This is a genomic window from Streptomyces sp. 4F14 (assembly GCF_048159485.1).
GTDB lineage: Bacteria > Actinomycetota > Actinomycetes > Streptomycetales > Streptomycetaceae > Streptomyces.
The window spans coordinates 174,273-190,016 of record NZ_JBLRVY010000004.1; the positions used below are offsets into that span (position 1 = coordinate 174,273).

The 15,744-nt window shown below is 71.2% G+C and carries 14 protein-coding genes and 5 pseudogenes; 6 read left to right on the forward strand and 13 right to left on the reverse strand.

The features are described from left to right. Positions 1–3: 3 nt before the first annotated feature. A complete protein-coding gene (locus ACLZOT_RS07805; RefSeq protein WP_416968019.1) occupies positions 4–819 on the reverse strand; it encodes an SDR family oxidoreductase in 816 nt (271 codons plus the stop codon). A 161-nt stretch (positions 820–980) separates the two neighbouring features. Between ACLZOT_RS07805 and ACLZOT_RS07810 the strand changes: the two genes are divergently transcribed. Continuing rightward, positions 981–1,676, forward strand: a complete 696-nt coding sequence (locus ACLZOT_RS07810; RefSeq protein ID WP_416968020.1) for a TetR/AcrR family transcriptional regulator — start codon at positions 981–983, stop codon at positions 1,674–1,676. Here the strand turns inward: ACLZOT_RS07810 and ACLZOT_RS07815 are convergent. The 3 genes from ACLZOT_RS07815 to ACLZOT_RS07825 all read right to left on the reverse strand — a co-directional run bounded on the left by ACLZOT_RS07815 (position 1,673) and on the right by ACLZOT_RS07825 (position 5,562). Next, positions 1,673–2,599, reverse strand: coding sequence for a hypothetical protein (locus ACLZOT_RS07815; RefSeq protein ID WP_416968021.1), 927 nt, complete (start codon positions 2,597–2,599; stop codon positions 1,673–1,675). The genes ACLZOT_RS07810 and ACLZOT_RS07815 overlap by 4 nt on opposite strands. Next, positions 2,596–4,671, reverse strand: a complete 2,076-nt coding sequence (locus ACLZOT_RS07820) for a PEP/pyruvate-binding domain-containing protein (RefSeq protein WP_416968022.1) — start codon at positions 4,669–4,671, stop codon at positions 2,596–2,598. Before ACLZOT_RS07820 ends, ACLZOT_RS07815 begins: the two co-directional genes overlap by 4 nt. Before the next feature lie 114 nt (positions 4,672–4,785). Next, positions 4,786–5,562, reverse strand: coding sequence for an aminoglycoside phosphotransferase family protein (locus ACLZOT_RS07825; RefSeq protein WP_416968023.1), 777 nt, complete (start codon positions 5,560–5,562; stop codon positions 4,786–4,788). A 72-nt stretch (positions 5,563–5,634) separates the two neighbouring features. On the opposite strand from ACLZOT_RS07825, the gene ACLZOT_RS07830 reads away from it, so the two are divergent. Together ACLZOT_RS07830 and ACLZOT_RS07835 are read left to right on the forward strand one after the other, a co-directional pair. Beyond that, complete coding sequence (locus ACLZOT_RS07830) at positions 5,635–6,078, forward strand: RrF2 family transcriptional regulator (RefSeq protein ID WP_416968024.1); 444 nt, start codon at positions 5,635–5,637, stop codon at positions 6,076–6,078. Positions 6,079–6,152: 74 nt separating this feature from the next. Then, complete coding sequence (locus tag ACLZOT_RS07835; protein ID WP_416968025.1) at positions 6,153–7,289, forward strand: globin domain-containing protein; 1,137 nt, start codon at positions 6,153–6,155, stop codon at positions 7,287–7,289. A 325-nt stretch (positions 7,290–7,614) separates the two neighbouring features. Here the strand turns inward: ACLZOT_RS07835 and ACLZOT_RS07840 are convergent. The 6 genes and pseudogenes from ACLZOT_RS07840 to ACLZOT_RS07865 form a co-directional block, all read right to left on the reverse strand. Beyond that, positions 7,615–7,704 (reverse strand): annotated as a pseudogene (locus ACLZOT_RS07840) (sulfurylase large subunit); the annotation flags it as partial. 62 nt (positions 7,705–7,766) lie between these two features. After that, positions 7,767–8,597, reverse strand: a pseudogene (locus ACLZOT_RS07845) (FAD binding domain-containing protein); the annotation flags it as partial. Continuing rightward, the gene (locus ACLZOT_RS07850; RefSeq protein WP_416968316.1) at positions 8,540–9,010 is read right to left on the reverse strand and encodes a 2Fe-2S iron-sulfur cluster-binding protein; all 471 of its coding nucleotides are present in this window, start codon (positions 9,008–9,010) and stop codon (positions 8,540–8,542) included. The gene ACLZOT_RS07850 and the pseudogene ACLZOT_RS07845, both read right to left, overlap by 58 nt. A gap of 380 nt (positions 9,011–9,390) precedes the next feature. Further along, complete coding sequence (locus tag ACLZOT_RS07855; protein ID WP_416968026.1) at positions 9,391–10,419, reverse strand: aldo/keto reductase; 1,029 nt, start codon at positions 10,417–10,419, stop codon at positions 9,391–9,393. A 117-nt stretch (positions 10,420–10,536) separates the two neighbouring features. Beyond that, on the reverse strand, positions 10,537–11,223 hold the full coding sequence (locus ACLZOT_RS07860) for a TetR/AcrR family transcriptional regulator (protein WP_416968027.1): 687 nt from the start codon (positions 11,221–11,223) through the stop codon (positions 10,537–10,539). Positions 11,224–11,256: 33 nt separating this feature from the next. Continuing rightward, positions 11,257–12,012 carry an SDR family oxidoreductase gene (locus ACLZOT_RS07865; protein ID WP_416968028.1) on the reverse strand — a complete coding sequence of 252 codons (756 nt, stop codon included), beginning with the start codon at positions 12,010–12,012 and terminating at the stop codon, positions 11,257–11,259. 215 nt (positions 12,013–12,227) lie between these two features. Between ACLZOT_RS07865 and ACLZOT_RS07870 the strand changes: the two genes are divergently transcribed. Further along, entirely contained in the window at positions 12,228–12,887 is a 660-nt protein-coding gene (locus ACLZOT_RS07870) for a hypothetical protein (RefSeq protein ID WP_416968029.1), read from the forward strand. A 31-nt stretch (positions 12,888–12,918) separates the two neighbouring features. On the opposite strand, the pseudogene ACLZOT_RS07875 reads toward ACLZOT_RS07870, so the two are convergent. Both ACLZOT_RS07875 and ACLZOT_RS07880 read right to left on the reverse strand, forming a co-directional pair. Further along, positions 12,919–13,335, reverse strand: a pseudogene (locus ACLZOT_RS07875) (MFS transporter); the annotation flags it as partial. Between the two features lie 28 nt (positions 13,336–13,363). Further along, positions 13,364–13,855 (reverse strand): annotated as a pseudogene (locus ACLZOT_RS07880) (RNA-guided endonuclease InsQ/TnpB family protein); the annotation flags it as partial. Positions 13,856–13,921: 66 nt separating this feature from the next. On the opposite strand from ACLZOT_RS07880, the gene ACLZOT_RS07885 reads away from it, so the two are divergent. After that, positions 13,922–14,461: a winged helix-turn-helix domain-containing protein gene (locus tag ACLZOT_RS07885; protein WP_416968030.1), complete on the forward strand. Its 540-nt coding sequence runs from the start codon at positions 13,922–13,924 to the stop codon at positions 14,459–14,461. After that, the gene (locus ACLZOT_RS07890; protein WP_416968317.1) at positions 14,458–15,006 is read left to right on the forward strand and encodes a transposase; all 549 of its coding nucleotides are present in this window, start codon (positions 14,458–14,460) and stop codon (positions 15,004–15,006) included. The genes ACLZOT_RS07885 and ACLZOT_RS07890 overlap by 4 nt, the downstream gene beginning before the upstream one ends. Here ACLZOT_RS07890 and ACLZOT_RS07895 read toward each other — a convergent pair. Beyond that, positions 14,990–15,727, reverse strand: a pseudogene (locus tag ACLZOT_RS07895) (RNA-guided endonuclease InsQ/TnpB family protein); the annotation flags it as partial. The gene ACLZOT_RS07890 and the pseudogene ACLZOT_RS07895 overlap by 17 nt on opposite strands. Positions 15,728–15,744 lie beyond the last annotated feature (17 nt).

Below are 15,744 nucleotides of genomic sequence, written 5' to 3' on the forward strand. Positions count from 1 at the left end.
AGTTCACTCCTCGGCGACGGCCGCGCACAGGCCGCCGTCGACGACGACGTCCACGCCGGTCATGAAGCTCGCGCCGTCCGACAGCAGGAACGCGACGACGGCCGCGACCTCGTCGTGCCGTCCGACGCGCTCCAGCGGGGTCCGGCCGACGAGCAGCCGCACCGCCTCGTCCCGCACGGCGCCCGCGTGCGGCGCGGGCGTGCCGACGGCGCCCGGCGACACCGAGCACACTCGGGCGCCGAGCAGCCCGAGCCGTACGGCCTCGGCGCGCACGAAGCGCTGGACGCCGTAGGTGGCCCAGGGGTAGGCCCAGGCGGGATCCTCGACGGCCGGGCCGATCGCGTCGTGGAGGCGGTCGGCGAGGTCGCCGTCCGCCGCCGAGTCCAGGACGGCCGCGACGAGCGGCGTCGGGTCGATGTGGGCGAGGAGCGGGGAGACGGACGCGCCGTACACGAACGCGGTGCCTGTCGTGGCCGACGGGCGCAGGGCCTCGGCGAGTCGGACGGCCGCGCTGAGGTCGACGTCGAGGATGCGGCGCCAGTCGGCCTCCTCGGGGTCGACGGTCTCGGTGTGCGCGACGGCCCGCAGGGTCCCGAGGCGCGCGGCGTGGCGCGCGAGGCGGTCGAGTCCGACCGTGTCGGTGACGTCCACGGCGTACGGCTCGACGACGCCGTGCCCGGCCAGGTCCTTCGCGACGGCTTCGGCTGCCGCGGCGTCGCGGTCGGCGAGCAGCAGGGTGCCGACGGTGCCCGCGAGGCGCCGTGCGACGGCCTCGCCGGTCGCGCTCCCCGCGCCGGTGACGATTCCTACCGTGGTCATGCGCCACTCCTCCTTGAGTGCTCCGTGCTCGGTCGAGTCTCTCCCGACCTGCGTGTTTCCGACCCCTCGCGGGGCGTTTCCCGGACCGCCCCGGCCACGGGGGCCGGGTGCGTCGGCTTTAATCGGTACGTCGTCACGTCGCACAACGGGGAGAGGAACCCATGCCACGACCGCCGGGCCACGGACCGGGCTTCGAGGTCAGACGCCAGAAGATCATCGACATCGCGGCGGCGCTGTTCGCGCGGCAGGGGTACGCGGCGACGTCCATCAACGACCTGGGCCAGGCCGTCGGACTCGCGAAGGGGGCGCTGTACTACTACATCGGCTCCAAGGAGAACCTGCTGGTCGAGATCCAGTCGCGGGTGATGGGCCCGCTGCTGACGCGCACCCGCGAGATCGCGGACCTCGACGAGACGCCCCTGCTGCGGCTGCGGCTGCTGTCGGAGTCGCTCCTGACGATCATCTTCCGCCGTCTGGACCACATCTGGGTCTACGAGCACGACTACCGCAGTCTGAGCGGCGTCGAGCTGAAGACGCTGCTGGGCCAGCGGTCCGGGTTCGAGCAGTCGGTGTCGGACCTCCTCGAAGAGGCCGTCGAACAGGGCACGTTCCGCGCGATGCCGCCGCGGCTCGCCACGCTCCAGTTCCTCAACCTGCACAACCACACCTACCAGTGGGTGAATCCGGAGGGCGACTGGGACGCCCCCTATCTGTCCCGCGAGTACTGCGCGACCCTCTTCCGCGGTTTCGGCGCCCCCGACCACCTGCTGCCGAAGGTCGAGGAGCAGGCGGAGGCGTTCAAGCGCGAGCACCCGGGTCTCCCCCTCGATCCCGAGGAGACCTGGGAGCAGGGCTAGTTCTCGCTGTACGCCTGTCCTTCCCCGAGCACGGTCGCGACGGCGCGGTTCGTGCTCGCGTCCTCGATGCAGCCGCGCAGCCGCATCAGGTCGTGGTCGGGCAGGGCGGGCCGCAGGACGGCGCTGTAGACGCCGTCGTCGAGGCGGCTGAGGGTGGCCTTGTCGTTCTGGGCGGCGGTGGAGCGCCGGCAGGTCTCCCACAGGTCCTGCGCGGCGAGCTGCCGGGCCGCCTCGCCGCCGGTGCCGCTGTAGTCGACCTGGAAGACGACGGTGGTGCCGGCCGCGTCGGGGGTGTCCTCGGCGCGGGTCTGGGTGGCGTCGGCGAGCGCGGACCACAGGACGGGGACGAGGATCAGCCCGCCCAGCGCGGCTGCCGCCGCGGTGAGTTTGCGTCCCGTGCGGGCGGGTGCGGTGGCCGGGCGGTTCTCGATCGTCGTACGGGGGTCGCGGGGGCCCAGTTCGGGTGCGGTGAGGGCCGCGAGGCGTCCGGCGAGGCGGCGTTCGGCGCCGGGCCGGGCGGTGGCTCCGGCGATCTTCTGGATGACCATCGCGACGCCGGACAGCGCGGCCCCGGCCGCCATCAGGACGGGTACGAAGACGAACGTCCGCTGGGTGCCGTCGAGTTCCTGCATGTCGACCGAGCGCACCCAGCGGAACTGGCCGGGGTGCTGCTGCCTGCTCTGCTCCAGGCGGCGGCGTACCTCCTCGACGCGGGCGTCGGAGGCTTCCATCCGTTCCTCGATCCGCGCGAACCGGGTCAGCAGGACGACGGTCGCGAGGAACACCTCGACGACGAGCAGCAACACCCCGGACATGAGGGCGCGTTGCCACTCCCAGCGGGTGAGGTACAGGACCATGTAGTAGCCGGCGTACGCGGCGGACAGGCCGCCGAAGGTGTATCCGACCAGGCGCGCGCTTCTCATGCCGCCGACTCCTCTGCGTGCGCGGGGCCGCCGTCGGCGACCGCTCCGGTCGTGCCGTCCACGGTCAGCGGGGTGCCGTCCGGGAAGCGGTCCACCGCCCGGGGGACGCCGACCGCGGTGGGGACCTTGAACTCGCGGGCCAGGACCGCGAGATGGGACAGGGCGCTGCCGGTCTCCGCGACGAGCCCGGCGAGTCCGGGCAGCAGCGGCGCGAGCGCCGGGTCGAGCGAGCGGACCACGAGGACCGGGTGCGCGGGACGAACTCCCTTGCCGTCCCAGGCGGTTCCGGCGCCGAAGCCGCCGCCCGCGCCCTGGCCGTCGCCCGTGTCACGGCGGCCGGGGAGGGGTTCGGCGACGGGTGCGCCGTCGGCGAGACGGAAGGCGGTGGGGAGTTGGGCTGCGTCCAGGGGGCGTGGTTCGCGCTCGCGGATGTCGGCGGGTGGTGCTCCGTCGTCCGTGGCCTGGACGAGTTCCGCCCAGGTGAGCAGGGTGAGCCGGGACAGGCCCGGGGCGCACTCGCCGAGGCGTGAGCGGTTGGCCAACTCCCGTACGGCCTGGGCCTGCATCTCCTGGACCCAGCGGATGCGCAGCCGCAGTCCTTCGCGGACGGGCAGGGCGCCGACTCCGCGCGGGAGGGTCGTCCAGCCGGTGTGGTCGGGGAGTTCGGGGCGGCGGCCGAGGGTGGGCGGGAGGAGGGCGAGCAACACGGGGTACTGGTCGAGGAGTTCGTCGTCGGTGAGGTCCCGGCTGCGGCCCTCGGCGAGCGTCGCGAGGGCTTCCCCGGCGGCGGTGGCGCCCGAGCCCGGGCCCAGGAGGGCGCCGGCCAGGGACTCCTGGGCGTGCAGGGAGGAGAGTGCCTCGCGGCCCCAGGAGAGGGCGTCCAGGAGTTGTCCGACGAGGAGTTGGCCCGGTTCGGGGAGGTCGGCCAGCGAGCGGTCGACGTCCGCCATCAGGTCCACGGCGAGCAGCGGGAGCGCCGACTTGAGGCGGCCGGTGCGCCAGGCGGCGCCCGCGCGGCGGGCGTTGGGGGCGGGGTTGATGAAGTCCAGCACGGGGTGGGCGGAGGGGACCGCGCCGAGGAGGCGCAGGTCGGCCGCGGCCCGGCCGTCGACGGTGGTGACGACGGGCAGGTGGCGCAGGGCGCCTCGGGGTGCCGCGCCGGCGATGTCGAGGGCGAGGGTGAGGCCGTGGGACATCGGGGTGACCCACAGGTCCTCCTCCAGCGGCTGGAGGACGCCGGGGAGGGTCTCGGCGACCGGGCCCGGGCCCAGCAGGCGGGCGCCGGGGTCCGGGCGGGCGGCCATCGCGGTGACGGGGCGGGCCTGGAACAGCCACAGCCTGCCGTCCGCGCCGAAGCCGAACTCCATGTCCTGGGGGCCGCCGAAGACCCGCTCGGTCTTCTTGGCGAGGGCGACGAGGCGGGTGATCGGGCGGCGGGTCAGGAGGCGTTCGGCGCGGGGCTCGGGCGGGTCGGTGCGGACCAGGCGGGCGAAGCGGGTGAGCTGGTAGCGGACGCCCTGGGTGCTGCCGTCGACGAGCTGGTCGGGGCCGCCGCGTACCGCGCTGACCAGGATGCGGTCCGTGCGGCCCGCCACCGGGTCCGCCGTGAACATCACGCCGCCGATCGCCGCGCGCAGCATGGGCTGCACGAGGACCGCCATGCCGTCGCCCTCGGGGGCGTCCGCCGCCGGGCGCAGGACCTGGACGCGGCGCGCGGAGTCCAGGACCGTGCGGACGGCCCGCGTGAAGTCGTCCCAGCCCTTGACGTCCAGGACCGAGTCGAAGCGGCCCGCCATCGAGGAGTCCTCGGTGTCCTCGTGCGCGGAGGAGGAGCGGACCACCAGGGCGTCGGCCGTCCCGGTCAGCGCTTCCCACGCCGCCCTGACCGCGTCCTCCCCCACGGGCGCGTCCGGTGCGCGGTCGGCCGGTACGAGGACGAAACCGGGGAGCACGGGCAGGCCCGCGACCGCCGAGCGGGCCAGGTTCGCCGCCTTCGCTCCGGTGACCGACGCGTCCTTCGCCTGTTCCGTGTCCAGGGGGACCACGGCCAGGTCCGTCATCTGAGATCTCATGCTTGCCCCTCACGCCGGTGGGAACGGGCCAGCGCCCCGCTCCGGGCATCTACTTGCTTAACTCAGACAAGCATATTCATTTGATTGCGTCAATCAAGGGTTTCCGCCGGGTCTTCACGGATGGCTCCGGTACCCCCGCAACCCGTCCGCGAGTTCCCCCTCGTCCCCGTCGCGCCACGCGTGCAGCGCCTGCTGGAGAGCGAACGTCCCCCGAATCACCGAGATCCGCCGTACGAGGTCCGGGTGGTCCCACGCGCCGAGCGCGAGCACCCGCCCCAACAGCCCCTCCCCATGGCTCGCCCCGATCGCCGCCAGGTCCTCCGCCGGGTCCCCGAGGCACGCCTCATCCCAGTCGACGACGCCACCGAGCCGGGGCACACCCCCGACCGTCTCCCACAGGACGTTCTCGCGGCCGAGGTCGCCGTGCACGAGGGCGGAGGTGATGCGGGGCAGGCCCTCCAGGGCGGCGAGTTCCCGGGCGGCCCGCGCACGCCCGGTGGCGGACATCAACGGCCACAGCCCGTCCCGTACGCCGGTCACGAACCCGTCCCACTCCCCCACCGGCACCGCACCCCGCGCCCGCTCGCCGGCCCGCGCGAGCGCGTTCAGCAGGTGCACGTACTGCCGGGCCACCTCGTCTCCCCCGTCACCCTTGAGCGGTTCCCCGGGGATGCGGCTCAGCGCGAGCCAGCCGTCCCCTTCCGCCAGCGGTCGGGGCGTACGGAAGCCGAGGCCGAGGCCGGCGACCGTCCGCAGGATCGCCGCGCGGGCGGGGAGCCGGCGGGCGGCGGCGTCCGTGCGGGCATGGCAGACGACCCGGTCGGGGCCGACGACGACTCGGTGGAACTGTCCTTCGTGGACGGTGACTTGCTCTGCTTCAGGAAGGTCCATGGCTCTGTCTATGACGTATCCCACCCCACCCGCAAATAGGTATCCGTCATGCGTATTTGCTACGGTCGGCTCATGCGGTTGACCAAGTTCACCGACCTTGCCCTGCGGGCCGTGATGCGGCTCGCGGTCGCGGAAGAGGGCACGTCACTCACCTCGCGGGAGGTCGCTGAGGCGATGGACGTGCCGTACAGCCATATGGCGAAGGCCATCAGCCGGCTCCAGCATCTCGGCGTGGTCGAGGCCCGGCGGGGTCGCAGCGGGGGGCTCGCACTGACCGGGCTGGGGCGGCAGGCGTCGGTGGGGTGGCTCGTGCGGGAGCTGGAGGGGGAGACGGAGGTGGTCGCCTGCGAGGGGGATCCGCCGTGTCCGCTGCGCGCGGCATGCCGGTTGCGGGGGGCGTTGCGGGACGCGCAGGAGGCGTTCTTCGCGGCGCTCGATCCGCTGGTGGTGGCGGATCTGGTGGCGTCGCCGACGGGGCCCGTGCTCGTCGGGCTCGCGGTGCGCCGCCCGGGGTGACACGGCCGTGCGGTCAGCCGCTCGCGTTTCCCGCCCTTTAATTGGAATCTGAGAAGCGAATTCAGGAGGTCCCGATGCTCTCCGAGCGATCGGTCCCGGTCATCCGTCGGACGCTGCCCGTCGTGGGCGCGCACATCGAGAAGATCGCGGGACGGTTCTACGAGAACCTGTTCGCGGCCCACCCCGAACTCCTGCGCGACCTGTTCAACCGCGGCAACCAGGCCAACGGCGAGCAGCGCACCGCGCTCGCGGGCTCGATCGCGGCCTACGCCGGCATGCTCCTCGACCGGCCCGACGCCCGCACGGACGCGATGCTGGCCCGCATCGCGCACAAGCACGCGTCCCTCGGCATCGAGCCCGCGCAGTACAAGGTCGTCCACACGCACCTGTTCGCCGCGATAGCGGAAGTGCTCGGCGACGCGGTCACACCCGAGGTCGCCGCCGCCTGGGACGAGGTGTACTGGCTGATGGCCGACACCCTGATCGCCGCCGAGGCGAACCTCGGCGAGGAGAAGGGGAGTTGGCAGGAGCTGACGATCACCGAACGCCGCCGGGAGACCCCGGACGTCATCTCCCTCACCCTGGGCGACCCTCAAGGCACCTTCCTGCCGGGCCAGTTCGTCAGCGTCCGTGTCCACCTCCCCGACGGCGCCCGCCAGATCCGCCAGTACAGCCTCTCGCGCGGCCCCCGGCACCCCGGCTGGCGCATCACCGTCAAGCGCGTCCACGATCCCCTCCGTCCCGACGGCGAAGTCTCCAACTGGCTGCACACGCACGCCCGTCCGGGCGACACCCTCACCGTCTCCGCCCCCTACGGCACCCTCACCCTCCCGAACGGTGACACCCCGCTCCTGCTCGCCTCCGCCGGGATCGGCACGACCCCGCTCCTGTCGATGCTGGACCACCTCGCGTCGACGGACTCCGCCCGCCCCGTCACGGTCGTCCACGCGGACCGCACCCCGTCCTCCCACGCCCACCGCGCCGAACTCCTGCGCCTGGTCGAGGCGTTGCCGAGCGCGACCCTCCACCTCTGCTACGACCGCCACGTGACCCTCGACGCCGTCGACATCCCCCCGACGACCACCGCACTCCTGTGCGGCCCCCTGCCCTTCCTCCGCGCGGTCCGCACCCAACTCCTGGACAAGGGCGTCCCGTCGGACGCCGTCCACTACGAACTCTTCACCCCCGACCACTGGTTGACCCAACCCTGACCTCTCATATACGCGTCCAACCGCCCCTCCACGACCCGCGTCGTCAACTTCCCCCCGCCTCCCTGTACGCCTCGACGAACCTCCGCCCCCACTCCGGGCCGCGATCGCCCCAGCCCAGGCCACCGAATCGGCACCGTCCGGGACCACGACGGTGTCCGCGGTCCTGCGCGTCTCGTACGCCGGGGGCCGTTCGGCGGGCCGCGGCGCGTGGATCGCGACGAGTTGACGGGCCAGCAGGGGGATGCGCTCGGCAACACCTTGTCGCCGAGGCGCGTTCGACCCGGCAGGTACGCCATGAGGAGTGCTCCGGCGTCCACGTCTCCGAACCGCTCAGGGGCAGGAATGTTCCGCCGTGGTGGGCGGCGACGATTTCAGCGGCGATGGACAGAGCGGTCTCCTCGGGTGTGCGGGCGCCAGCAGCAGCTCTTCCGCGATGTGTGCCCGCCACGGCTTGGTGGCGACGCCGCCGAGTGCGAGGCGGACATCGGTGGTGCGGCCGTCCTCGACGGCCGGCGCGGCGGCGACGGAGACGAGGGCGAAGGCGTAGGACGCGCGGTCGCGGACCTTGCGGTAGCGGGAGTGGGCCGCGACCGGCACCGGCGACAGCTCGATCGCCGTGATCAGCTCGTCGGCGGCCAGCACCGTCTCGATGTGCGGGGTGTCGCCGGGCACGCGGTGGAACTCGGCGACCGGGATACGACGGATGCCGCGTACGCTCTCCGCCTCGACGACCGCGTCGAGCATCACCAGCGCCACCGCCATGTCCGAGGGGTGCGTCGCGATGCAGTCCTCGCTCGCTCCCAGCACCGCGCCGCCGCGGGAGAACCCGCCGATCGCGTCACAGCCGCTGCCGGGTGCGCGCTTGTTGCAGGCGGAGGTCTCGTCGTAGAAGTACAGGCTGCGGGTGCGTTGCAGCAGGTTCCCGCCCACGGTCGCCATGTTCCGCAGCTGGGCGGAGGCCCCCAGCAGGATCGCCTTGGCCAGCGCCGGACAGCGGGTCCTGACGAGGGGGTCCGCCGCGAGTCGGCTGTTGGTCACCAGGGCGCCGACGCGGAGGGTGCCGCCGGGCAGTTCCTCGATCCCGGTCAGTGGCAGGCGGGTGATGTCCACGACCGTCGCCGGGCGCTCGATGTCCTCCCGCATCAGGTCGACGAGGTTCGTGCCGCCCGCGAGGAACTTCACGTCCTCGCCGCCTGCGATCGTGCGCAGCGCCGTCGCCGTGTCCGGTGCGCTGAGGTAGGAGAACGACTTCACTTCGCGACCTCCTTGATCGCCGAGACGATGCCGTTGTAGGCGCCGCAGCGGCACAGGTTGCCGCTCATCCGCTCCCGGATCTCCGCCTCGTCCAGCTCCCCGCCCGTGGCGGCGAGATGCCCGGTCGCCGCGCTGGGGACGCCCGCCTCGTGCTCGGCGAGCATGCCGATCGCCGAGCAGATCTGGCCCGGCGTGCAGTAGCCGCACTGGAAACCGTCGGCGCGGACGAACGCCGCCTGCAACGGATGGTCCACGCCTTCGATGGTGGTGATCTCGCGGCCCTGGTACTGCACCGCCAGCGCGAGGCAGGCGTTGATCCGCCGGCCGTCGGCCAGCACCGTGCAGGCGCCTTGGTCGCAACCCTTCTTGGTGCCGGTCAGGCCCAGGTACTCGCGCAGCGCGTCGAGCAGGCTCACCTGCGGTGCGACGTCCAGCCGATGGGCGGACCCGTTGATCCGCAGCTCCATCTCCACCGTGTCATTCCTCCGGTTCCCCCGTGGGCTCGTTCTCATGACGGCATGAGCGGGCGCCATCAGGCACATGGGACAAGGCCAGAGGGGCTCTGATCCGAAACGCTGCGTCTGCTTCCCGACGCTCGCGGATGATGATCTTCTTCAGATCACGCGCTGTTTGCGGGTGGTCGACGCCGCGGAAGGCCGACACCGTCGCAGCGGGGCCGGCATGGCCCCGGGGTCGCTGCCTCCGGGCCTGAACGAGATCTCGAACGGCCGCGCCCGGAGGCGGTCCAGGAACGCCGCGAAGTACGCGCCGGGCCCGGCCTCGTCCACGCGGGGGCCGGCGCGGTCGGTCTGTGGTGACGACGGACAGAATCGCAGCGGGCCGGTGGTCAGGCGGCGGCTCGCTCGCCGGCGGGCCGACGGCGCAGGGCCGGGTGCCGGAGGGCCGGAGGGAGATAGGCGGACTGGTCGGGGGCGCCGACGTCGGCGCCGGGTGGAACGATCTTGTCGATCTGGTCGAGGATGTCGTCGGTGAGCGTGACGTCGACGCCGGCGAGCAGGTCGTCGAGCTGCTCCATCGTGCGGGGCCCGATGATCGCGCTGGTCACGCCGGGATGGGCGATGGCGAACGCCATGGCGAGGTGGGTCGTCGGCAGGCCCAGGTCTTCGGCGAGCGGGACGACCTGTTCGACGGCGTCGAGCCGGCGCTCGTCACCGAAGCTCGTGAACATGGCAGCGCGGCGCAGGTCGGTCTGCCGGCCCTTGCGGATTCGCCCGGTGAGCATCCCCTTCGCGAGCGGGCTCCAGACCAGGACGCCCATGCCGTAGCGCTGGGCGACGGGCAGGACCTCGGTCTCGATGCCACGGTTGAGAATCGAGTAGGTCGGTTGTTCGGTGCGGAACCGTTCCAGGCCGCGCCGCTCGGCCACCCACTGGGCTTCGACGATGTCGGAGGCGGGCATCGTGGATGAGCCGATCGCGCGGACCTTGCCGCTGTGGATCAGGTCCGAGAGCGCGGAAAGCGTCTCCTCGATGTCGGTGTCCGGGTCCGGCCGATGGATCTGGTAGAGGTCGATGTGGTCGGTCTGCAGACGTCGCAGCGACTGCTCGACCGCGGTGACGATCCAGCGCCTCGAATTCCCCCGTTGGTTGGGATCGTCCCCCATCGGCATGTGCAGTTTGGTCGCGAGGACGACGTTGTCGCGGCGTCCCTTGAGGGCCTTTCCGACGATCTGCTCCGACTCGCCGCGGCTGTAGGCGTCGGCGGTGTCGACGAAGTTGATCCCGGCGTCCAGGGCCTTGTGGATGATGCGGATCGAGTCATCGTGGTCGCGGTTGCCGGAGGCTCCGAACATCATGGCGCCGAGTGCGTAGGGACTGACCCTGATACCGGTCCGGCCGAGGGTGCGGTACCGCATGTGGGCTCTCCTGAGGTGTGGTCGGGGTCGAAGTGAGCACGCTGTCGGTGCCGTACTTTCGATCGACGCGGAACGTTTTCGGTCGAGTCACCCCTGCCTGGACCGGTGTTCCGGGGTTCAGGATCGGGTGCTGTAGCGGTGGAGCATGAGGGCGACGGCCTCGTCCACGATCGCGGGGTCGGTGGCGTTGGGCGGGACGAAGTCGGTCCGTACGAGCTGTGGCCACAGCAACTGGCTGCAGATCATGCCGAGGAACTGTTCGGCGACCGCGGAGGCCGGCTGTGGCTGCCCGTCGGCCGAACGGAAGTCGAGGGTGCCGGCCTGCGCCTCGGTGTCCAGGTAGTCGCGGAGCCGGTCGAAGAAGGGTCCGCGGTCGATGGCGAAGCCGGTGCCGACGATGTCGGCGAGCTCCGGCATCTGGGGAAGTTCGGTGATGATGAGGCGGCACAGCGCCGCCGTGCCGGGCCGCGAGACCAGGCAGGCGTAGTCGCGGCCGATGTGGTCCAGGCCGAACCGGGGATCACCGGGCGGGGGCGGGGCGGCGTACTCCACGTCCAGCTGCCATTGCTCGGAGGTGACGGCCGCGAACAGCGCGGCCTTGGTGGGGTAGCGCTTGAAGAGGGTGCCGGTGGAGACGCGGGCCTGTTTGGCGATCTGGGCGAGGGAGGTCTTGTCGTATCCCCGGGCCAGGAAGAGGTCGCGGGCGGCGCGGATGATGCGCGCGCGGTTCTCCTCCTTGATCTGGGCGTGATATCCGGTCCGGCAGGTGTCGCCACCGGTTTCCGCTCGGTCCGCCACCGGCATGCCCTCGCCCCTCGCCCGTCCGTGTCCTTGCCGTCAGAGGACGGTCTGGCCTCCGTCCAGGATAAGGTCCTGGCCCACCGCGAAGGCGGAGGCGTCGGAGGCCAGGTACACGACCGCCTCCGCGACCTCCTCCGGCAGGCCCATGCGTCCCAGCGGGATGCCGGCGCTGATCCCTTCCAGGACCGCCGCCTGCACCGCGGGGTCCTTGATGCCGAGCTTGGAGTAGAGCGGGGTGTCCACCGGGCCGGGGCTGACCGCGTTGAACCGGATGCCGTGAGTCTTGAGCAGGTCCGCGTTCCACGACCGCATCAGGGAGGAGACCGCCGCCTTCGTCGCGGCGTAGGCGTTCGCGTTCCCGTAGCCGCCGTGCGCGCTGACGGACGCGTTGAGGATGACCGAGGACGGGTTGGCCAGTACCGGCACCAGGGCCTGCGTGAGGAAGAAGACGCTCTTGACGTTGATGTCGAAGAGGCGGTCGAAACTGTCCTCCGTGTGGTCCTCGAACGGCCGCCAGTCCGAGACGCCGGCGTTCAGGAACGCCACGTCCAGACTCCCGAAGTGCTCACCCACCTGCTTGGCCAGACCGCGCTGGGCATCGAGATCGCGTGCGTCGGCCTGCACCACCGGCACCTTGTCCCCGAGGACCTGCCGCGCCCGGTCGATGCTGGCCGGGGTCACGCCGGTGACCAGCACCTCGGCTCCCTCCGCGACGAAACGCCGGGCGGTCTCCAGACCGATCCCGCTCGTGCCGCCGGTGATGAGGGCGCGCTTGCCCGCAAGACGAGTCATGTTCATGGTTCCTTGCCGAGTCGTAAGGTAAGTCGATGGACTCACCTTTCGAAGGTAACTCCCCCGTCACCCATAAGGCAAGTCGACCCACTTACCTTTTCGGAGCGGTGCGGCCATGGCGGTGTGCACGACCAAGCCCGCAAACAGGTCACTTATGATCATCCGACGGAATACTCACTCGCGGTGTGTGATGACCCATCGACTCGGGGCCTGCCATGATCAAAGAGTTGCTTCAGGAGCTGACGTCGACCGCGTTCGGTGCGTGGGCCCCGGAAGACGGTTGCACTGATGCCGAACTCGCAGCCGCCGAGGACCGCTTGGGCATCGGCCTGCCCGACGCCTTGCGTGACTACTACGCCGCTGCCGGTCGGCATCCGGAGCTGATGGGGACGACCGGCCGCGAGTACACCCTCCGGCTGAGCGCTCCGGAGCATCTGAGCGTCGAGGACGGGCATCTGGTCTTCGGCGGGGTGAACCGGGAGGCCGCCCGGTTGAGTGTGCGTCCGGACGATTTCGGCTGGCCCGACTCCCGGGTCCATGGCCGGAGCGAGCCGGGCGAGAAGTGGTACAGCCAGTCCCGGAGGCTGTCGTCCTTCCTGATCAATGCCGCCGGCAGGCAGGCCGTGCGGTCGCTTCCGCACCAGGCCACGTGCCGGATCCGTGAGCGGCAGCTCGGGATCGTCGATTCGGCGCTCGGCTACCTGGGGTCGCGCGAGATGCAGAAGGGCGGCGACTGGCTGAGTTTCATCGACCCGTCGAGACGCATGGTGGCCAGCTACTCCTACAACACCGACACCCTGCGCGTCGGGGCCGTGGACCCCACCGCGCTCGGATCCCTGCGCGAGCGTTCGGGTCTGCCGCTCGAACCGGCATGAGGCCGGACGCGGTCGCACCCGCCCCGAGGGGTCACGGCCTGCGGTTCGTGTACGCCGTCGCAGCGATCACCGGGAGGAGCGTCAGGGCGAGGGCTCCCGAGACGAGGGCCAGCGTCGGATAACCCGTCGCCGTGACGATGAGGCCCGACGAGATGCCGCCGGTGGCGCCCGCGAGGGAGATGGAGACGTCCACGAGGCCCTGGGTCTTGGCGCGGGTGGCGAGGGGGACGGAGTCGGTGATGAGGGCGGCGCCGGAGACGAGGCCGAGGTTCCAGCCGAGGCCGAGGAGGGCGAGGGCCAGGGTGAGGAGGGGGACCGAGTCCTCGGGAGCGGTCGCGGCGACGAGGCCGGCGGCCAGGAGGGTGAGCGCGGCGGCCGTCGCCGTACGGAGGGGCCCGTGGCGGTCGGTGAGGCGGCCGGTCAGCGGTGAGGGGAGGTACGTGACTCCTCCCCCTCGTAAACGAGGGGGCTTCTCGCTATGCCTGGTTGGCGTCGCGACGGACCAGCCCGGCCCGTAGAACGTTCAGGGCACCCACCGTGTCCGCGTGCGCGTTGTGGCCGCACGAGACGCAGTGGAACTCCTCCTGTGTGGGCCGGTTCTCCTTGGCGGTGTGCCCGCATTCGGGGCAGCGCCGGGAGGTGTTGCGGGGGTCCACGGCGATCACTTCCCGTCCGGCGCTCTCAGCCTTGGCGCGCAGGATCGTCAGGAACACCCCCCATCCGGCATCGTGGATCGACTTGTTGAGCCCAGCTTTCGCTGCGGCCCCGTTGGACAGGAAGCCGCCCGGCTTGTCGGGGTCGGGCTTCGGCACGGGGGCCCGGCTCATGTTGCGGATCTTGAGGTCCTCGTGCGCGATGAAGTCGTGCTCACGGACCAGGCCGAGCGCGGTCTTGTGCGCGTGGTCGAGCCGTTGGCGGCGGACTTTGCCGTGCAGCTTGGCGACCTTCTCCACGGCACGCTGATGGTTACTGACCTTTGCAGCGTGGTGTCGTTGAGGGCTGACGATGTGTGATCGTCGCGGTATGCCTGTTGTGTGAGGTATCCGCAGGGTGGTGGGCTGACGCCTGAACGGCAGGTGTTTCGCGAGCGGATCCGGCTGGAGGCCGCGGAGCGATTCGCTGGGGGTGCCTCCAACACGGAGGTCGCCAAGGACTTACGGGTGAGTGTGCGCTCGGTGCAGCGCTGGCGCCGAGCCTGGCACGACGCCGGCATCGAGGGGCTGCGGTCTGCCGGTCCCGTCTCACGGCCCAAGCTGAGCGAGGCCCTGTTCGCCGTGCTCGAGCAGGAGCTGGCGAAAGGGCCGGTCGCGCATGGCTGGCCGGACCAGACGTGGACGCTGACGCGGATCAAGACGCTGATCGGGCGCCGGTTCCACAAGAGCATGACGCTGTCGGCGATCGCGCGGATGCTGCACCGGCACGGCTTCAGCCACCAGGTCCCCGTCCGCCGGGCCATCGAGCGCGACGAGCAGGCCGTGGCGGGCTGGGTGAAGGAGACCTGGCCGCAGGTGGAAGGTCCATGGCGGCGCTCGACGCCTGGCTGTGCTTCGAAGACGAGGCCGGCTTCTCGATGACGCCGCCCACCACACGGACCTGGGCCCGGCGCGGACGCACACCCGTCATCCGGGTGAGGGGACGCTCCCAGCGCCGCTTCTCCATCGCAGCTCTGGCCTGCTACAAGCATGGTGAACGCTCACGGCTGATCTACAGGCCCAAGCGGCATCTCGATCACAAGCGCGGCGGCAGACGCAGTTTCACCTGGACCGACTACCGCGACCTGCTCATCGCCGCGCACCAGCAGCTCGGCGCACCCCTTGTGCTCGTGTGGGACAACCTCAACGTCCACAAGGACCGCCGGCTGCGGGAGTTCATCGACACCCACGACTGGATCACCTGCTACTTCCTGCCTGCCTATGCACCGGACCTCAACCCGGTCGAGGGCATCTGGTCCCTGCTGCGGCGCAGCAGCCAGGTCAACACCGCCTGCACCGACCCCGACCACCTCATCAGCACGCTCCGACACGGCCTCCGCCAGATCCAGTACCGCAGCAACCTCATCAACGGATGCCTCGCCGAAACCGGCCTCACCTTGACGACATCACGGCGACAACGTCAGTAGCGGTGCGCTCCTTGGCCTTGCGGCGCGGGAACCGGGACAATGCCTGTTGCGCGGCTTCCAGCTTCGCGGCGGCCTTCCGGCCGTGGCGCGGGTTAGGCACGAACTCGCCGTTCGAGTCGGCGAGGAAGTTCGCTATGCCCATGTCGATGCCGACGACACTGCCCGTGTTCGGCAGCGGCTCGGGCTGCTCCTGCTCCGCGGCCAGCACGACGAACCACTTACGGCCCTCGCGTTTGACGCTGACGGTCCTGACCCTACCGATCACCGGCCGGTGCTGATTGACCTTGACGTGTCCGACGCTCTGGAGGCGGACGCGGGTCACCGGATCGTGCGGGGTGGAGTCCCACCGGCAGCCGTCCCCGTCCTGGGGAAAGTCCACCGTGTCGAACCAGTTCACGCCACGAAAGCGCGGATAGCCGGGCGTCTCGCCGGCCTTGATCCGGCGGAAGAACGCGGCGAACGCCTTGTCGAGACGCCGCAAGGTGGCCTGCTGGGAGGAGAACGACCAGCGGCCCTGACGCGCCGGGTCGAACGCGCGGATGTCCTTGAGCTGTGCGGACTGCATCCCGTACTTGATGCTCGTCTTCGAGCTGTGCCGATAGGCGTCGCGGCGTTCCTCTAACGCCCCGTTGTAGAGCGAGCAGTGATCGGCCAGCATCGCGGTCAACGCGGCGGCCTGGCCCACTGTGGGCCGCATGAGGAACTTGTACGCACGGATCATCCGGCCCACCCCTTCCG